This window comes from Paracoccus methylovorus, from assembly GCF_016919705.1.
In the GTDB taxonomy this organism is placed as follows: domain Bacteria; phylum Pseudomonadota; class Alphaproteobacteria; order Rhodobacterales; family Rhodobacteraceae; genus Paracoccus; species Paracoccus methylovorus.
The window spans coordinates 1553448-1568812 of the sequence record NZ_CP070368.1; the positions used below are offsets into that span (position 1 = coordinate 1553448).

The window sequence follows — 15365 nt, forward strand, 5'->3', positions numbered from 1 at the left end:
TTGTTCCGTTAATGTTCGCGCAGAATCGGAACTTCTTTTTCACTAAAATCCAACATATTCGGCGCCAGCGCGGCGAAATCGAACAGTTTAGGATCCGGCAGATGCGAAGGGCGTACATTCATCAACGCCCGGAACATGACCTGGCGGCGTCCCGGGCTACGCGTTTCCCAGTCGTCGAGCAGCTTCTTGACCTGCATGCGCTGCAACCCTTCCTGACTGCCGCACAGGTCGCAGGGAATCACGGGGTATTTCATCGCACGGGCAAAACGCTCGCAATCGGCCTCGGACACGAAGGCCAAGGGGCGCAGGACGTTCAGGTCCCCCTCTTCGTTCAGCAGCTTGGGCGGCATCGTAGCCAGCCTGCCGCCGTGAAACAGGTTCATGAAAAACGTTTCCAGAATGTCGTCGCGGTGATGGCCCAGCACGATGGCCTGACACCCCTCTTCCCGCGCGATACGGTAAAGATTGCCCCGGCGCAAACGCGAACACAGGCTGCAATAGGTCCGGCCCTCGGGCACCTTTTCCTTCACGATGGAGTAGGTGTCCTGATATTCGATGCGATGCTGCACCTGCCGTTCGGTCAGGAATTCCGGCAGAACGGTCGCGGGAAAACCCGGCTGGCCCTGATCAAGATTGCAAGCCAGCAGCTCGACCGGCAACAGCCCGCGCCATTTCAATTCGTGCAACACCGCCAGCAAAGTATAGCTGTCCTTGCCGCCCGACAGGCAGATCAGCCAGCGATCGCCAGGGCGAACCATGTCATAGGTTTCGACCGCGGCGCGGGTCTCTCGCACCAAGCGCTTGCGCAGCTTGCGGAACTCGGTCGAGCTGGGCGCACCGTGGAACAGTGGATGGATGTCCTCTGCCTCGAACTCTCCGGTTTCGCCGATCTCATCCCGCATCTGTCGATCCTCGTTGCGCCTTTGGCACCCTGATTAGCATGAAAGCGCCGCCTTAGTCCTGCGGCGTTTGCTTGGCCCCGGGCACCGGGTCAAAGCCATGCCCGCCCCAGGGGTGGCAGCGGCAGACCCGACGCGCCGTCAGCCAACCGCCCTTGATCCCACCGTGCCGCTCCAGCGCCTCTAGCGCATAGGCCGAGCAGGTGGGCTGAAAGCGGCAACCATGCCCGACCCAAGGGCTGGCCACCATCCGATAGGCCCGGACCGGCAGCGCCAGAACATGCGCCAGCGGGCTCATTTCACATCGCCCCGCGAGGCATGGACCCGGACAAGAGCCGCGGCAAGGTCGGCACGCAGTTCGGCAAAGCCACGCTCGACCGTGGCACCGGGGCGTCCGACCAGCACATAATCCCAACCCGGCCGCGCGATGCCCGGCATGATCTCGCGCGCCAAGGCCCGCAACCGGCGCTTGGCACGGTTGCGCGTCACGGCATTGCCAAGTTTTTTCGAACAGGTGAAACCAACGCGAATCGCCTGGCCCGCCTCTGCCTCGGGCCGGCAGCGGGCCTGAAGCAGAAACCCCGGCATGCCTTGCCGGCGAGCCGATGCCGCGCGCAGAAAATCCGCCCGCTTGCACAGGGTTTCCAATCGCCCCCCCGAAACGGCAGAAGCCGCCCTTTCCGGCGTCGTGTTGGCGACGGCCCGGTCAGCGGCGGCGGCTTTGGTGGTGCTGTCCATTATGGCAAGCCCACGCCCTGCGGCGCTAGGACTTACGCGCTAAGGGTCTTGCGGCCCTTGGCACGGCGGGCGTTGATCACGCGGCGGCCGCCTTTGGTCGCCATGCGCGCACGAAAGCCGTGGCGGCGGGCGCGAACCAGGTTCGACGGCTGGAAAGTGCGTTTCGACATCTTCAAACTCCGGGTCAGGGCGTGTCAGGGTATGGGCCATAGGCCCACGCAAGACGCGCCGGTCTATTCGAGGCCCGCTGGATAGTCGCACCCGCCGATCAAGTCAACCACGTTGCAAGGTTTTTGCCGCCTGCACGAAGGTTTGGGAACCGGAACATGTCACGCAGGTTTGAACTGCATAATATCAACCACTATGTGAAGCAGCAGCGGCGCGAAAAAGGGAATAGCAAAACTCACCATGTCCCTGAATAGTTTATCCGGCCGATTCGCGCTGATCACGGGTCTTTTCGTGCTTCTGGCCGAATTATTGATCCTGTTGCCCGCGATTTCGAATTATCGGTTGGATTTCCTGGAATCGCGGCTGGAGCGCGCGCAGATCGCCAGCCTTGCATTGCTTGCGACCGACGAATCGCTGGCCACGGATCTGGAATCCGAACTGCTGGAGAATGCCGGCGTCTTCAACGTCGTCCTGCGTCGCAACGACGTGCGGCAGCTGGTGCTGTCTTCGCCGATCCCGGGACCGATCTCGGCCACCTACGATCTGCGCGACCAGCCCTTTTGGACCTCGATTCGCGACGCGCTGGTGCAGTTGGCCGATCCGCAGAACCGGGTGATCCGGGTGATCGGCGCGCCCGTCAATCAGGCCGGCCAGCTGATCGAGATCACCACCGACACCGAACGGCTGCGAACCGGGATGATCGACTATGGGTTGCGGCTGCTGCTGATCTCGGCCGCCTTCTCGATCCTGACTGCGCTGTTGCTGAACCTGGCGGCACAGCGGCTGCTGCTGGTGCCGATCCGGCGCGTCATCAACCACATGACCGCCTATGCCAGCGCGCCCGAGGACGCGCGCGCGATCATCACCCCAAACGCACGACTGACCGAGTTGAACGAGGCCGAAACCGCACTGGCCGCCATGCAGCGGACCGTCACCTCGGCGTTGAAGCAAAAGGACCGGCTGGCGCAATTGGGTCAGGCCGTGGCCCGTATCAGCCATGACCTGCGCAATATCCTGACCACGGCGCAGATATTCGCCGACCGGCTGGAAACCAGCGCCGACCCTGCCGTGCGTCGTGCAGCGCCCAAGCTGGTCAATTCGATCAGCCGCGCGGTGAACCTGTGCGAGACGACGCTGGCCTTCGGCAAGGCCGAAGAACCGGCACCGTCGCTGTCACGCTTCAACCTCTCGGCGCTGGTCTCCGAGGTGACCGAGGGCGAGGCGCTGGCCTCTGACCAGCCCGATGGCGCCCAACCCATCGAATTCCTGACCGACATCCCGCCCAGCCTGATGATCCGCGCCGACCGCGACCAATTGTTCCGGGTGCTGTCCAATCTGGTGCGCAATGCGCGTCAGGCCATCGAGGCCACGCGCCAACCCGGCACCATCGAGATCGGCGCCGGCGAGGACGAGCAGGAATGGTGGATCCGCATCGGCGACACCGGCCCCGGTCTTCCACGCAAGGCGCGGGATTTCCTGTTCCAGCCCTTCTCGGGCGGCTCGCGCAAGGGGGGCACGGGGCTTGGTCTTGCCATCGCGGCGGACCTGGTGCGCAACCACGGTGGTCGGCTGGAGCTTTTGCGCAGCGACGAAGAGGGCACGCAGTTTATCCTGCACCTGCCGCGCGAGTTGGCCGGGCTCGCCTCGCAGGCCGAGGCGGTGGCGGGATAGGCGTTCAAGTCGATTTCAGAAAAAGATTTCTCAGAAGGTCATTTTGGCCTTGCGCGCCCCCGACGCTCACTCTAAATCACCGCCTCACAGCGGACCCGTAGCTCAGCTGGATAGAGCACCAGACTACGAATCTGGGGGTCGGGCGTTCGAATCGCTCCGGGTCCGCCATTTATCCAGAACATTGTCTTTCAGAGAAATTCGGCCTTTTGGCCAGTTCTTTGATAAGGCATTTCGCAGCCCATCCCGATGATGGCTCCCGGCGGAAACCCTCTTGCCGCGGTCGAAGATCACCGGTTTTGCGCGTTTCAGGATTTCGCTTGTCCGGGGAAAATCGGCCCGGCAACCGGCAACCCATCGGACGACAGGCTGCCGGCTTTTCGCCTACATGCAGCTTTCAAACAGCGCGCGGGTGTTTTCGCGGGTCATCTCGACCGGGTTGCCGCCGCAACTGGGATCTTCCAGCGCCATCTCGGTCAGTTCATCCAGCCGGTCGGGCTGGACCCCCATCTCGGTCAGATTCGCGGGGATGCCCAACTCGTGGCGCAGCTCCATGACACGGGCGAGGAAGCCGTCGAAGCCGCCCTTGATGCCCAGATAATCGGCGGCACGGGCCAGACGGTCTTCGACAGCCGGACGGTTGAAGTCCAGCACCATCGGCATGACCACGGCATTCGTGGTGCCATGGTGGGTGCCATAAACCGCGCCGATTGGGTGGCTGAGGCTGTGTATCGCGCCCAACCCTTTCTGGAAGGCGACGGCGCCCATAGCGGCGGCGCTCATCATCTGCGCACGGGCCTCGATGTCGTCGGGGACGGCATAGGCGCGCGGCAGGTTCTCGTTCACGAGTCGCAACCCCTCAAGCGCGATGCCCTGCGACATGGGGTGGTAGTGGGGCGAACAGAACGCTTCCAGACAATGGGCGAATGCGTCCATGCCGGTGCCGGCAGTGATAAATTTCGGCATGCCGACGGTCAGTTCGGGGTCGCAGATGGTGACGGCGGGCATCAGCTTCGGGTGGAAGATGATCTTTTTCTTGTGGGTTTGGGAATTCGTCAGCACCCCTGCCCGTCCGACCTCGGACCCCGTGCCGGCAGTCGTGGGAACCGCGATGATCGGGGCGATCTTGCTGGCGTCGGCACGCGTCCACCAATCCCCGACATCCTCGAGATCCCAGACCGACACCGATTGATCCGCCATCAGCGCGACCATCTTGCCCAGATCCAGCGCGGAGCCACCGCCAAAGCAGATAACCCCGTCATGTCCCCCGGCTTTGTAGACAGAGATCCCCGCCTGCATATTGCCTTCGTTCGGGTTCGGATCGACATCGGAAAAGACCGCCCGGCTCAAGCCCGCCGCATCCAGTATATCCAGCGCCTGCGCGGTGATCGGCAGACCCGCCAGCGCCTTGTCCGTCACCAGCAGGGGCCGCTTGATCCCCACGGCCTTGCAATGCTCGGCCAGTTCGGAAATCCGGCCCGCGCCGAATTTGATAATGGTCGGATAGGACCAGTTCGCACGGAGCGTCATTTCGTCCCCTTCTTGAGATGATAGGATTTCGGCCGGGTCACGGCCAGATAACCAAGGTTCGACAGCGCGGCCCCGCGTCCGGTATCCTTGCAGCCGGTCCAGCAAAGCGCCGGGTCCAGATAGTCGCAACGATTCATGAAGACGGTGCCGGTCTGAAGCTGGCTGCCGATTTCGTCCGCGGCATCCGGGTCCATGGTCCAGATCGAAGCGGTCAGGCCATAGTCGCAGTCATTCATCAGCGCGATTGCCTGGGCATCGTCGCGAACCGGCATGATGCCGACGACGGGGCCAAAGCTCTCCTCGCGCATGACGCGCATATCATGGGTCACATCAACCAGGATTTGCGGGGCAAGATAGGCACCGCCATCGTCGGCGGGAAAGCGCGCGGGGTCGATCAGGGGTTTCGCGCCCTGGGCGACCGCCTCTGACACCTGGGCGCGGACGACATCGGCAAAGCGCCGATGCGCCATCGGACCCATGGTGGTTTCGGGGTCGTGCGGGTTTCCCAGCCTTTGGGCGTTCACCCATGCGACGGCCTTTTCGACGAAAGCGTCATAGAGGCTTTCGTGGACATAGATCCGCTCGATCCCGCAGCAGCATTGGCCACTGTTGAACATCGCCCCATCCATCAGCCCATCGACCGCGGCATCCAGATCAGCATCAGCGCGGACGTAGCCGGGGTCCTTACCGCCCAGTTCAAGCCCTATCGCGGTAAAGGTGCCGGCGGCGGCCCGTTCGATCGCCTGCCCGCCCCTGACCGAGCCGGTGAAATTCACAAAGCCGAAACTGCGTTCGGCGATCAGCGTCTCAGTCGTGTCGTGGTCCAGGACAATATTCTGGATGATTTCGGCCGGAACGCCGCCTTGCTGCAGGGCGGCAACCAGACGCTCGCCCGCCAGCAGGGTCTGGCTGGCATGTTTGAGGATGACGGCGTTGCCGGCGACCAACGCCGGAACCACCGTATTGACGGCGGTCAGGAAGGGATAATTCCACGGGGCGATCACAAAGACGACACCCACCGGCTCGCGCCTGATCTCGCGGATAAACCGGTCGCTGCATTCGACCTCGGTCGGGGCGAGGGCGTCCGGCGCGATCTTCAGCATGTGGCCAGCCCGCTCGTTCACGCCGCCAAACTCGCCGCCATAGCGCACCGGACGGCCCATCTGATCGGCGAGTTCGGAAACCACATCGTCCTTCATCGCGTTCAGCGCCTCGATCCCGGCGCGGACCTTGGCGATCCGCTCGGCCAGCGGCAACGCGGCCCAGGCGGGCTGCGCCGCATATGCGCGGGCAACTGCCTCGCGCGCCTGATCGGGGCCAAGCGCCAGCCTTTCGATATATGTCTCGCCGTTCACGGGCGATATCAGTTTGATGATCGTGCTCATCTGTTCCTCGTAGGGCCGGATGCACCGGCAAATTTCCTCAGGCGCGCTCAAAACCACGGGCCAGTTCCCAGTCGGTAACGACGCGGTTGAACTCCTCGGTTTCCCAGTTCGCGGCGCGGACGTAATGGTCGACCACCTCGTCGCCCATCGCCGCACGCAACATGGCCGAGCCGTTCAGTTCCTCTGCCGCCTCACCCAGAGTTTTCGGGACCTGCCGCACGTCCTGCGCCGCATAGGCGTCACCCGCAAACTCGGGCTCCAACTCCAGTTTCTTTTCGATCCCCTCAAGCCCCGCTGCCAGCAGCGCCGCACAGGCCAGATAGGGGTTTAGGTCCGAACCGCCGATCCGGCATTCGACCCGCACCCCCTTGGTGCCGTCCCCGCAGACCCGGAACCCGGCAGTCCGGTTGTCGACGGACCAGATCGCCTTGGTCGGGGCAAACAGCCCGGTCACGAAACGCTTGTAGCTGTTCACATAGGGCGCGAGGAAATAGGTCAGTTCACGCGCATATTGCAACTGGCCCGCCATGTAGTGGCGCATCAGGGCAGACATGCCGTATTCGGCATCCGCATCGTAAAAGACGTTCCTGCCGTCCTGGAACAAGGATTGATGGACGTGGCTGGACGAGCCCGCCTGTCCATGGGCGAATTTCGCCAGGAATGTCGCGGATTGGCCGTAGCTATAGGCGATCTCTTTCGTGGCCCCCTTGACCACCACATGCATGTCCGCGGTGTCCAGCGCGTCTGAATATTTGACGTTGATCTCGTGCTGGCCGGCATTGGCTTCGCCTTTCGAGTTCTCGACCGGAATGCCCGCGCCATACAACCCGTTGCGCAAGGCACGCATGACCGGCTCATCCGGGAATGTGCTGGTGATCGCATAATCGACATTGTGGCGCGCGGTGGGAACAAGGCTGCGATAGCCGGTATCGAAATGGGTCTTGAAGCTTTCCTCGAAGAGATAGAATTCCAGCTCGGTCGCCATCATCGGATCAAAGCCCATGGCGGCGGCCCGCGCGATCTGGCGGCGCAGGATGCTGCGCGGGGCATGCGGCACAAGCTCGTGGGTCTTGTGGTCGTAAAGATCGCACATGCAAAGCGCGGTGCCCGGCGACCATGGCACGCGCCGCAGGGTCGAAAGATCGGGCTTCATGACATAATCGCCATAACCCGTCGCCCAGCTTGCGGCGGCATAGCCCTGAACGGTGTTCATTTCGAAGTCGGTCGCCAGCAGGTAGTTGCAGCAATGCGTCTCGTCAGGGTTTTCAATGAAATGGGCTGCGTGGAAACGCTTGCCCATCAGACGGCCCTGCATGTCGACAAAGGCGACCGTTACGGTGTCGATCTCGCCGGACTGGACGGCTTTCTTCAAAGTGTCAAAGGTCAGGTTGGCAGGCATTGAACGCTCCGGATCGAGATGGGCGCACCAATCCGGTGCGCCCGGTCAGGACATTGATCTGTCAGGAATAGCGATAAGGCGGGCCGGCTTTCTCCATAGCCTCGTTATAGGCCTTGATCTGCGCCACGACCTTGGCCTTGACCTCGGATTCTGCGGCGATTTCGTCCCAGAATACCTTGGCGGCGGCTTCGACGGTGGCCCATTCCTCGGCCGGGATGGTGGTCAGCTTCATCTTGTCACCACCGGTGCGCAACTGCGCCTCGCCCGCCCAATACCAGTGCTGGCGATAGTAATGCGACTGATCGAAGACCGCCTTCATCAGCTCTTTCAGGTGTTCGGGCACTTCGTTCCAGCGATCCTGATTGGCGAAGAAATGGCCAATCCACGCGCCAGAGATGTTGTTGGTCAGGAAATTCCCGGTCGCGCCCGCCCAGCCGACGGTGTAATCCTCGGTGATGCCGCACCATGCGACGCCGTCAAGTTCGCCGGTCTGCAGGGCGACCTCGATATCCTCCCATGGCAGGGTGACGGGCACGACGCCGAATTGCGTCAGGAACCGGCCCGCCGTCGGGAAGGTGAAGACGCGCTTGCCCTGCAGATCGGCCAGACTGTTGATCGGCTGCTTGGTCGCAAAGTTGCACGGGTCCCAAGCCCCCGCCGAGATGTGCTGGATGCCGTGCTTGGCGTATTCTTCCTTCCAGATCTCATCGAGACCATAGTGGTTGAACAGCGCCGGCACATCCAGGGAATAGCGCAGGGCAAAGGGAAAATACCCACCGAAAACCGTTACTTCGGTGGGTGAGGCCATGCTGTCGTCATCCGATTGCACCGCGTCGATAGTGCCGTTCTGAAGCGCGCGGAACAGCTCTCCGGTGGGGACGATCTGGTCGGCGTAATACAGTTCGATCTCCATCTCGCCATTGGCGATCTTGTTGAAGGCCTCGACGGCAGGCTTGCAGACATGCTCGCCCAATGCCGCGCCGGCATAGGTCTGCATCCGCCATTTTCGGGGTGCGGCTTGCGCTATGGCCGGGGCGGCAAGGGCGCTGGCGCCCGCCGCCATCGCGCCGCTGGTCAGGAACTTCCGTCTGGTCGTGGACATGCTATTTCCTCCCGTTTGTTATGGTTTCATGTTCCGTAGATCAAATTCGGCAGCCACATCGCGATATCGGGAAAGGCAATGACCAGACCCAGCGTCAGCAGCATGATCAGCACGAAAGGCAGAACCGAGCGATAGATCACACCGAGCGTGAAATCGCGCGGCGCCATCGCCCGCATCAGGAACAGGTTATAGCCGAAGGGCGGCGTCAGATAGGCGATCTGGCAGGTGATCGTATAAAGGATTCCATACCAGACCAGATCAAAGCCCAGCGACCGCGACAGTGACACATAAATAGGCGCGACGATGACCAGCATCGCGGTGTCGTCCAGAAACATCCCCATGATCAGGAACGAAGCCTGCATCAGCAACAGCACCTGCAAAGGGGTCAGGGCCATGTCGCGCAAAAACAGGTTCTCGATCGCCCGGCCAGCACCCAACCCATCAAACACCGCGCCAAAGCTTAGCGCGGCCATGATGATCAACATGAACATGCAGGTGATCGCCAGCGTGCTGCGGGTCGCAACCTCCAATACATGCCAGGTGAAGCGGCCTTTCAGCACCGCCGCAATCACCGCCGCCAGCGCGCCCACCACGCTGCTTTCGGTCAACGAGGTCCAACCGCGGATAAAGGGCACCATCATCACCGCAAAGATGATCATCGGCAGAAAGCCCGCGCGCAGCAGCCGGAACCGTTCGCCCCAGGTGATCGCGGCGCGCTCCGCGGCCGGCATGGGTGGTGCGAGCGAGGGGTTCAGCCAGGTACGGATCAGGATATAGACGATGAACAGCGCCGCCATCAGCAACCCCGGCCCGATCCCCGCCAGCCACAATTGGCTGACCGGCTGGCGCGCGATCAGCGAATACAGCACCAGCACGACCGAGGGTGGCAGCAGGATGCCAAGGCTGGAGCCCGCCTGGATCACACCCGAGATCATTGGCTTGTCATAGCGGTGCTTGACCAGTTCCGGCAGCGCAATGGTCGCACCGATGGCCATGCCCGCGACCGACAGCCCGTTCATTGCCGAAATCATCACCATCAGCAACACCGTGCCGATGGCAAGCCCGCCCGGCATCGGCCCGAACCAGACGTGAAACATCCGGTAGAGGTCCGAGGCCAGCCGCGATTCCGACATCACATAGCCCATGAAGACGAACATCGGCAGCGTCAGCAGTGCGTTCCACTTCATCACCTTGATGACCGCGGAAAAGCCCATGTCGGTGCCGCCCGGCCCCCACAGCAGCAGCGCCGCCGCCACCGCGACAAAGCCGATCGCGCCAAAGACCCGCTGTCCCGTGACCATCATCAGCAGCATGGTCGAGAACATCAGGATGGCGATCCATTCATAGCTCATCGGTTGACCTCACCGGCAAAGGCGCGGGGAATGTCGATGCCCCGGATGATGGCGATGTCGCGGATCAGATGGGCGATGGCTTGCAGGACCATCAGTCCGAAACTGGTCGTGATGATGACCTTGATGGGCCACAGCGGCGGCCTCCACGCGGTTGGCGCACGCTCGTTGATGCGGAAACTGTAGGCGGTCGAATCCACCGCCCCCCACAGCATCACGCCCAGATAGAACAGCAGGAAAAAGATGGTGAGGATATCCCACGCCGCCTGCCGCCGGATCGGCATCCGATCATACAGCAGGTCCATGCGGACGTTCGCACCCAGTTGCATCGAATAGGGCGCGCCCAGCAGGTAATAGGCGACCAGCGTGAACTGCGCCATCTCCAGCGTCCATAACGAGGGCACCCGGAAAGCCTTGGTGATCGAGGACCAGATCAGGATCGCCATGATCACGAACAGCAGATACATGGCAAAGCGGCCGATGCGGTAGTTTACCCTCTCGACCCCCCGCACATAAGAGATGGCCCAGTTCGGCATCAAAGAACCTCCTCGACTGCGCCGCGGATCACCGGTGCAAGGCGTTCGGCCATGGCCTGCTGCGCTTCAGGCGTCGCGATCAGATCATTGCGGATTTCCAGCATCGCATGCGCCAGCCCCAGGGGCGTCGCATGCAGCGCCAACGTATGGGCAACGCCATCGGCGGCGCTGTAGGGTTCGTTCAGCCGGGTTATAAGGCCGGTGTCGCGTGCCGCGATCCCCTGCGCCAACCGGTCGTCGACGTCGTGGATAATGCCGAATTCAACCTCACGCAGGGCACCGAAATAAACGGGCGTAAAGCTATGGACGGTAATCAGCGCGGTTGGTTTGCCGCTGGCCAGCCGGCGCGACAGCAGGGCAAACAGCGCCGAATGAAAGGGAATGTAATGCGCCTCGGTCCGGCTCAGGCGCTGGTGGGCCGACAAGGCGCGGTTGCCGGGGATGTCATGCGTCTCGCTGCGCGCGGGCATCGCGCCTTGCGAATGAGGCGGTCGGTTCAGGTCGTAGACCAGCCGCGAGGCCGTGGCGCGGATCAGTGGCGCATCCAATGCGCGCGACAACCCTTTTGCCACGCCCAGCGCACCGGGGTCCCACGCGATATGTGCCTGCCACTGGTCCCTGTTCAGGCCCAGACCCCCGGTCGTTGATGCAAAATCATTCGAAGCGTGTTCGCACACGATGACGGTGTTTCCATCGCCCGCCGCGTTTTCGATTTCGAAAAATGGCGCAAGATCAGACATGCACGTCTCCCCGTACCTGAACAGGTTGAAACGCGGGGAATGAGTCTGTCAATAATTTTTCAGTATGGGTTTTCTCTGATAATATCTTTACGAAAGCCGTATCGCTGTCAGGAGGGCCGCCGATGTCGCACGCGCAAGACGCCATGGGCACAATCGAGGATCGCCTGACGCAGCGCTTCGAGGCGCTGACCCCGGCCGAACGCCTGCTGGCGGGTCATCTGACACGGAATTTTCCTGTCGCGGGGCTTGCCTCGATGACGCATTTGGCAAAAGAGGCGGGGGTTTCGACGCCGACGGTCCTGCGTCTGGTGCAAAAGCTGGGCTTTCGCGGTTATCCCGAATTTCAGGCGCAACTGCGCAACGAGGTCGAAGCGCGGCTGGAATCCCCCCTGTCCAAACATGCCCGCTGGACCGATGGCGTGCCGCAGACCCATATCCTGAACCGGTTTGCCGATGCGGTCCTCACCAACCTGACCAAGACGCTCAGCCGCATCGACCATGCGGATTTCGACGCTTGCGCCGCGATCCTCGCCGATACGAACCGTCGGATTCTGGTCACGGGCGGGCGGATCACCCATGCGCTTGCCGATTATCTGGCGATGCAGCTTGGGATTGTGCGGACGGGTGTTTCGGCGCTGCCCAGCAATTCCAGCGCCTGGCCGTCGGCTTTGCTGGAAATGCGGCCGGGTGATGTGCTGATCGTGTTCGATATCCGCCGCTATGAAAGCACCACCCTGCAACTGGCTGAAATGGCGGTCGAGCAAGGGGCCGAAGTCGTCCTGATGACCGACCCTTGGATCAGCCCGATCTCGGCCCATGCGCGCTTCCGGTTCGCGGCGCAGATCGAGGTGCCCTCGGCATGGGACAGCACGACGGCGTTGCTTGTGCTGGTCGAGACGCTGCTTGCCGCGGTGCAAGAGCTGAACTGGCCGCAGGCTCAGGATCGCATGACGCGACTGGAATCACTTTACGAACGCGCCAGCCTGTTTCGACGCGGCCGCAGCTAAGCCGTGCCATGGAAATGGGCGCCGCACCGGGTTTAGGTTCGGTGCGGCACCGAGTCTTAGAAGGTCATGCGGGTCGTCAGGAAGAAGCTGCGACCCGGTTCGGGATAGCCCTCGGCCACCTGATAGTTGCGGTCAAAGATATTGCGCACCCCGAAAACGACGCTGGCCCGTTCCGTTGCCTGCCAGTCGAAATCCAGATTGACCAGGCCAAAGCCGCTCATCCGGGTATAGGCGATATTGGTATAGTCGCCGGTCTGGTCCGCGCTTTCCACCAGACGCGAACTGGTGGCCTCGACCGACGGCGAAACCGTCAGGTTGTCGAGCGCCTGCCAGTCCAGCCGCAAGAATGCGTTGTGGCGTGGCGTGTCGGTGGCGCGAAGATCGGCGCGTACCGGGTCGGCGATGCTCAGATGCAGGTATGTATAGCTTGCCGCCAACCCGATACGGTCGCTGAGCTGCCAGTTGGCGCCGATCTCGAAACCTTTATAGGTGCCGTCGCCGACGTTCTGACTTTGCGAGATCGTGTTGCCTTCGGGGTCCACATCCACGGGCACCGACTGCATCATGTCCTCGACCTTGCTGTAGAACAGCGCGGTCTTGATGGTCGCGGGGCCAATCTCGCCGTCATAACCCAGTTCAAAGTTCGTAGCGCGTTCCGGTCCCAGATCAGGATTGGGAACAGCCCAGCCGAAACGGGTGCTGTAACGATTGGACAGCGTCGGGAAGCGGGTGCGCGAGGACAAGCTGGCGTGATACTCGCCCCCGGTATCGGGCTGCCAGATCGCCGCCAACTGCCAGTTTACCGCATCCGAGGATCCGATCGGCAAACCATCGCTGTCGGCGGTGCGGTCGGCCATCAGCACCGTGGCCTTGTCATAGCTAAGACCCGCGACGATGCTCAGATCCGGGCGCGCCTGCCATGTGTTCTCCAGCGCGACAGACCAGGTTTCCTCTTCGCTGCGCTCCTCCTCGGGGGCAGGCGGCGGCACAAGACCCGGCTGGTTGTACTGAAAGCTGTCATGCCGGTCGTGCCGATAGTGCAGCGCGCCGCGCAGGGTGTTGTCGGCGCCAAGCTCGGTCCCCGCCTCAAGGCTGACCCCCCATGCGCGGTCCTTATAAAGACTGTTGAAGGCGCGCCGCTCGACCTGGGTGGTGTGGGTCGGGTCATCCCATGACGACAGCAGGTTTTCGAAGTGGTTATAATAGGCGCGGGTCTTCAGATAACCGTTGCCCAGTTCGGTGTGGGAATAAAAAGCCAGGCTGTCCAGATCCCAGTCCGGCCATGTCCAGTCGCGCTGAGTCCGATAGACGTTGAGGGGGGCGCCTTTCTCGCCATCCTGGCGGGTATAGCTGAGGACGTATTCGTCGGTCGCATTCGGCGTCCAGCCCGCTTTCAGGTTCAAGCGGCTGTCCTCGGTCTCGGCATTCTCGCGCAGGCCAGCGTCCTGACGTTCGGTCGGGACAAAATCGCGCGACAGATAGAAGCCATCGCTGTCGCGGCGCAAATAACTGCCTTGCAGCCAGAAATCCTGCTGCCTCGTGCCCATGGACAAAAAGCCGGTGCGGGCGGTGATATCGCCACGATTGCCCGCCTCGACGCCCAGCCGCGCCTCGCCCTCGAACGGCTGCGAGGGTTGGCGGGTGACAAGGTTGATCGCGCCACCCATGCCGCCCGGCCCGTTCAGGACAGAAACATATCCCTTTTGCACCTGGATCTCGGCCAGGTCCGGGGTCATGAAGCGCCCGAAATCCAATCGGTTGTCGGCAGGTAGATAGACGCGGATGCCGTCGATGGACAAAGGCACCTGATACCTGTCGAAGCCGCGGACATTGATCACACGCTCGTTCCGGGTGCCGCCGGTGTTGCTGGCGATGACCCCGGGGACCGAGCGCAGGGCGTCATCCAGCATGATGCGGTTCTGACGCAGGGTGTCCTCTGCGCTGACGGTAGTGGAGGTGCCGCCCTGCTTTTGATCATCCTCGGCCTTGATGACGATCGTGCCCAGCACAAAGGTCTGGCTTTCTGCCGCCTGATCCTGCGCCGCCACTGCGATCGGCATCAGCCATAATGCGACCGCACCCAGCAGCCCGGCCCTAGTTTTTCTGCGCATACGCACCTCCTGAAACATCACGTCGCCTCCTGAATTCCCGGATCTCTGTCGTCCTGAGATTCGTTATGTTTAGTCAAACACAACGTAACGATGTCGAATGCAAGCATCAGGATCTTGTTTTCCCGCGGCATTCCGTCACTTGCCATCCACACACGCTATGTTTCATCATGCATATCGAAAGCAGGCCGGCTGCGCGGCAAGATGGAGGTATGCATGGATATCCGATATGTCTGTTCTGACGATGACCGCAGGGCCGGCGAGGTGCTGGCGGCTGTGGCCGAACGGGCGAAACAGGCCGGTCTGAACCTGGCGGGAACGGTGCCGGCACCGACCCGGGGGGCCGCTGGTGAGAAATGCCACATCGTCCTTGCCCTGCTGCCGGATGGAGAGGAGCGCGATATCAGCATCTCCATGCCAGTGGAGGTTCCCGGTTGCCGTCTGGATCCGGGCGCGCTGGAACAGGCGGTGCTGGTCGTTCAGGAACGGCTGCCCACGGCGCAGGCGCTGATCGTCAACACCTTCGGCAAGCAAGAGGCCGCCGGGCGCGGACTGGTGGCGGCCATCGGCGATGCATGCGAACGCGATATTCCGGTGCTCGTCGGCGTGTCGCGGCAATGGCTGGACGCCTTTCTCGCTTTCGTGGACGGGCGGGCCTTGCCCTTGCCGGCCGATGAAGACCGGATCTTTTCCTGGCTCAACATGACCTGCCTGCGCGAAGCAGCAGCCTGATCCA

At 62.2% G+C, this 15365-nt stretch carries 15 protein-coding genes and 1 tRNA gene; 4 read left to right on the forward strand and 12 right to left on the reverse strand.

Annotation, left to right across the window (positions count from 1 at the left end):
• Positions 1 to 8: 8 nt before the first annotated feature.
• From ttcA to rpmH, 4 genes are read right to left on the reverse strand one after another with little or no spacing between them, the layout of a single operon-like run.
• Positions 9 to 902: a tRNA 2-thiocytidine(32) synthetase TtcA gene (gene ttcA, locus JWJ88_RS07710; RefSeq protein WP_205293532.1), complete on the reverse strand. Its 894-nt coding sequence runs from the start codon at positions 900 to 902 to the stop codon at positions 9 to 11.
• Positions 903 to 954: 52 nt separating this feature from the next.
• Positions 955 to 1197, reverse strand: coding sequence for a membrane protein insertion efficiency factor YidD (gene yidD, locus JWJ88_RS07715; RefSeq protein WP_205293533.1), 243 nt, complete (start codon positions 1195 to 1197; stop codon positions 955 to 957).
• A complete protein-coding gene (gene rnpA / locus JWJ88_RS07720) occupies positions 1194 to 1637 on the reverse strand; it encodes a ribonuclease P protein component (protein ID WP_205293534.1) in 444 nt (147 codons plus the stop codon). Before rnpA ends, yidD begins: the two co-directional genes overlap by 4 nt.
• Positions 1638 to 1669: 32 nt before the next feature.
• On the reverse strand, positions 1670 to 1807 hold the full coding sequence (gene rpmH / locus JWJ88_RS07725; RefSeq protein ID WP_205293535.1) for a 50S ribosomal protein L34: 138 nt from the start codon (positions 1805 to 1807) through the stop codon (positions 1670 to 1672).
• A 238-nt stretch (positions 1808 to 2045) separates the two neighbouring features.
• On the opposite strand from rpmH, the gene JWJ88_RS07730 reads away from it, so the two are divergent.
• Together JWJ88_RS07730 and JWJ88_RS07735 are read left to right on the forward strand one after the other, a co-directional pair.
• Positions 2046 to 3476, forward strand: a complete 1431-nt coding sequence (locus JWJ88_RS07730; RefSeq protein ID WP_205293536.1) for a sensor histidine kinase — start codon at positions 2046 to 2048, stop codon at positions 3474 to 3476.
• A 91-nt stretch (positions 3477 to 3567) separates the two neighbouring features.
• Positions 3568 to 3644: transfer RNA gene (locus JWJ88_RS07735), tRNA-Arg, on the forward strand.
• Between the two features lie 213 nt (positions 3645 to 3857).
• On the opposite strand, the gene JWJ88_RS07740 is transcribed toward JWJ88_RS07735, so the two are convergent.
• The 7 genes from JWJ88_RS07740 to JWJ88_RS07770 all read right to left on the reverse strand — a co-directional run bounded on the left by JWJ88_RS07740 (position 3858) and on the right by JWJ88_RS07770 (position 11514).
• Positions 3858 to 5003, reverse strand: a complete 1146-nt coding sequence (locus JWJ88_RS07740) for an iron-containing alcohol dehydrogenase (protein ID WP_205293537.1) — start codon at positions 5001 to 5003, stop codon at positions 3858 to 3860.
• Positions 5000 to 6388: an aldehyde dehydrogenase family protein gene (locus JWJ88_RS07745; RefSeq protein WP_205293538.1), complete on the reverse strand. Its 1389-nt coding sequence runs from the start codon at positions 6386 to 6388 to the stop codon at positions 5000 to 5002. Before JWJ88_RS07745 ends, JWJ88_RS07740 begins: the two co-directional genes overlap by 4 nt.
• 37 nt (positions 6389 to 6425) lie before the next feature.
• Positions 6426 to 7787, reverse strand: coding sequence for a glutamine synthetase family protein (locus tag JWJ88_RS07750; RefSeq protein WP_205293539.1), 1362 nt, complete (start codon positions 7785 to 7787; stop codon positions 6426 to 6428).
• A 61-nt stretch (positions 7788 to 7848) separates the two neighbouring features.
• Positions 7849 to 8889: a TRAP transporter substrate-binding protein gene (locus JWJ88_RS07755; RefSeq protein ID WP_205293540.1), complete on the reverse strand. Its 1041-nt coding sequence runs from the start codon at positions 8887 to 8889 to the stop codon at positions 7849 to 7851.
• A gap of 26 nt (positions 8890 to 8915) precedes the next feature.
• Positions 8916 to 10241: a TRAP transporter large permease gene (locus JWJ88_RS07760; protein ID WP_205293541.1), complete on the reverse strand. Its 1326-nt coding sequence runs from the start codon at positions 10239 to 10241 to the stop codon at positions 8916 to 8918.
• Positions 10238 to 10774, reverse strand: coding sequence for a TRAP transporter small permease subunit (locus tag JWJ88_RS07765; RefSeq protein WP_205293542.1), 537 nt, complete (start codon positions 10772 to 10774; stop codon positions 10238 to 10240). Before JWJ88_RS07765 ends, JWJ88_RS07760 begins: the two co-directional genes overlap by 4 nt.
• Positions 10774 to 11514 (reverse strand): N-formylglutamate amidohydrolase, encoded by a 741-nt coding sequence (locus JWJ88_RS07770; RefSeq protein WP_205293543.1) that lies wholly within the window; start codon positions 11512 to 11514, stop codon positions 10774 to 10776. The genes JWJ88_RS07765 and JWJ88_RS07770 overlap by 1 nt, the downstream gene beginning before the upstream one ends.
• A 143-nt stretch (positions 11515 to 11657) precedes the next feature.
• Here JWJ88_RS07770 and JWJ88_RS07775 point away from each other — a divergent pair, with 143 nt between their 5' ends.
• Positions 11658 to 12521, forward strand: coding sequence for a MurR/RpiR family transcriptional regulator (locus JWJ88_RS07775; protein ID WP_313349335.1), 864 nt, complete (start codon positions 11658 to 11660; stop codon positions 12519 to 12521).
• A 56-nt stretch (positions 12522 to 12577) separates the two neighbouring features.
• On the opposite strand, the gene JWJ88_RS07780 is transcribed toward JWJ88_RS07775, so the two are convergent.
• On the reverse strand, positions 12578 to 14632 hold the full coding sequence (locus tag JWJ88_RS07780; RefSeq protein ID WP_205293545.1) for a TonB-dependent receptor plug domain-containing protein: 2055 nt from the start codon (positions 14630 to 14632) through the stop codon (positions 12578 to 12580).
• A gap of 213 nt (positions 14633 to 14845) precedes the next feature.
• Between JWJ88_RS07780 and JWJ88_RS07785 the strand changes: the two genes are divergently transcribed.
• A complete protein-coding gene (locus JWJ88_RS07785) occupies positions 14846 to 15361 on the forward strand; it encodes a DUF2478 domain-containing protein (protein WP_205293546.1) in 516 nt (171 codons plus the stop codon).
• The last annotated feature ends 4 nt before the right edge of the window (positions 15362 to 15365 follow it).

What these genes read in the sequence shown, in the direction of transcription:
- JWJ88_RS07775 (WP_313349335.1), top strand. Translation starts at nt 11,658, where the DNA reads ATGGGCACAATCGAGGATCGCCTGACGCAGCGCTTCGAGGCGCTGACC.
- ttcA (WP_205293532.1), bottom strand. Translation starts at nt 902, where the DNA reads ATGCGGGATGAGATCGGCGAAACCGGAGAGTTCGAGGCAGAGGACATC.
- JWJ88_RS07765 (WP_205293542.1), bottom strand. Translation starts at nt 10,774, where the DNA reads ATGCCGAACTGGGCCATCTCTTATGTGCGGGGGGTCGAGAGGGTAAAC.
- yidD (WP_205293533.1), bottom strand. Translation starts at nt 1,197, where the DNA reads ATGAGCCCGCTGGCGCATGTTCTGGCGCTGCCGGTCCGGGCCTATCGG.
- JWJ88_RS07770 (WP_205293543.1), bottom strand. Translation starts at nt 11,514, where the DNA reads ATGTCTGATCTTGCGCCATTTTTCGAAATCGAAAACGCGGCGGGCGAT.
- JWJ88_RS07780 (WP_205293545.1), bottom strand. Translation starts at nt 14,632, where the DNA reads ATGCGCAGAAAAACTAGGGCCGGGCTGCTGGGTGCGGTCGCATTATGG.
- rnpA (WP_205293534.1), bottom strand. Translation starts at nt 1,637, where the DNA reads ATGGACAGCACCACCAAAGCCGCCGCCGCTGACCGGGCCGTCGCCAAC.
- JWJ88_RS07750 (WP_205293539.1), bottom strand. Translation starts at nt 7,787, where the DNA reads ATGCCTGCCAACCTGACCTTTGACACTTTGAAGAAAGCCGTCCAGTCC.
- JWJ88_RS07760 (WP_205293541.1), bottom strand. Translation starts at nt 10,241, where the DNA reads ATGAGCTATGAATGGATCGCCATCCTGATGTTCTCGACCATGCTGCTG.
- rpmH (WP_205293535.1), bottom strand. Translation starts at nt 1,807, where the DNA reads ATGTCGAAACGCACTTTCCAGCCGTCGAACCTGGTTCGCGCCCGCCGC.
- JWJ88_RS07740 (WP_205293537.1), bottom strand. Translation starts at nt 5,003, where the DNA reads ATGACGCTCCGTGCGAACTGGTCCTATCCGACCATTATCAAATTCGGC.
- JWJ88_RS07785 (WP_205293546.1), top strand. Translation starts at nt 14,846, where the DNA reads ATGGATATCCGATATGTCTGTTCTGACGATGACCGCAGGGCCGGCGAG.
- JWJ88_RS07745 (WP_205293538.1), bottom strand. Translation starts at nt 6,388, where the DNA reads ATGAGCACGATCATCAAACTGATATCGCCCGTGAACGGCGAGACATAT.
- JWJ88_RS07730 (WP_205293536.1), top strand. Translation starts at nt 2,046, where the DNA reads ATGTCCCTGAATAGTTTATCCGGCCGATTCGCGCTGATCACGGGTCTT.
- JWJ88_RS07755 (WP_205293540.1), bottom strand. Translation starts at nt 8,889, where the DNA reads ATGTCCACGACCAGACGGAAGTTCCTGACCAGCGGCGCGATGGCGGCG.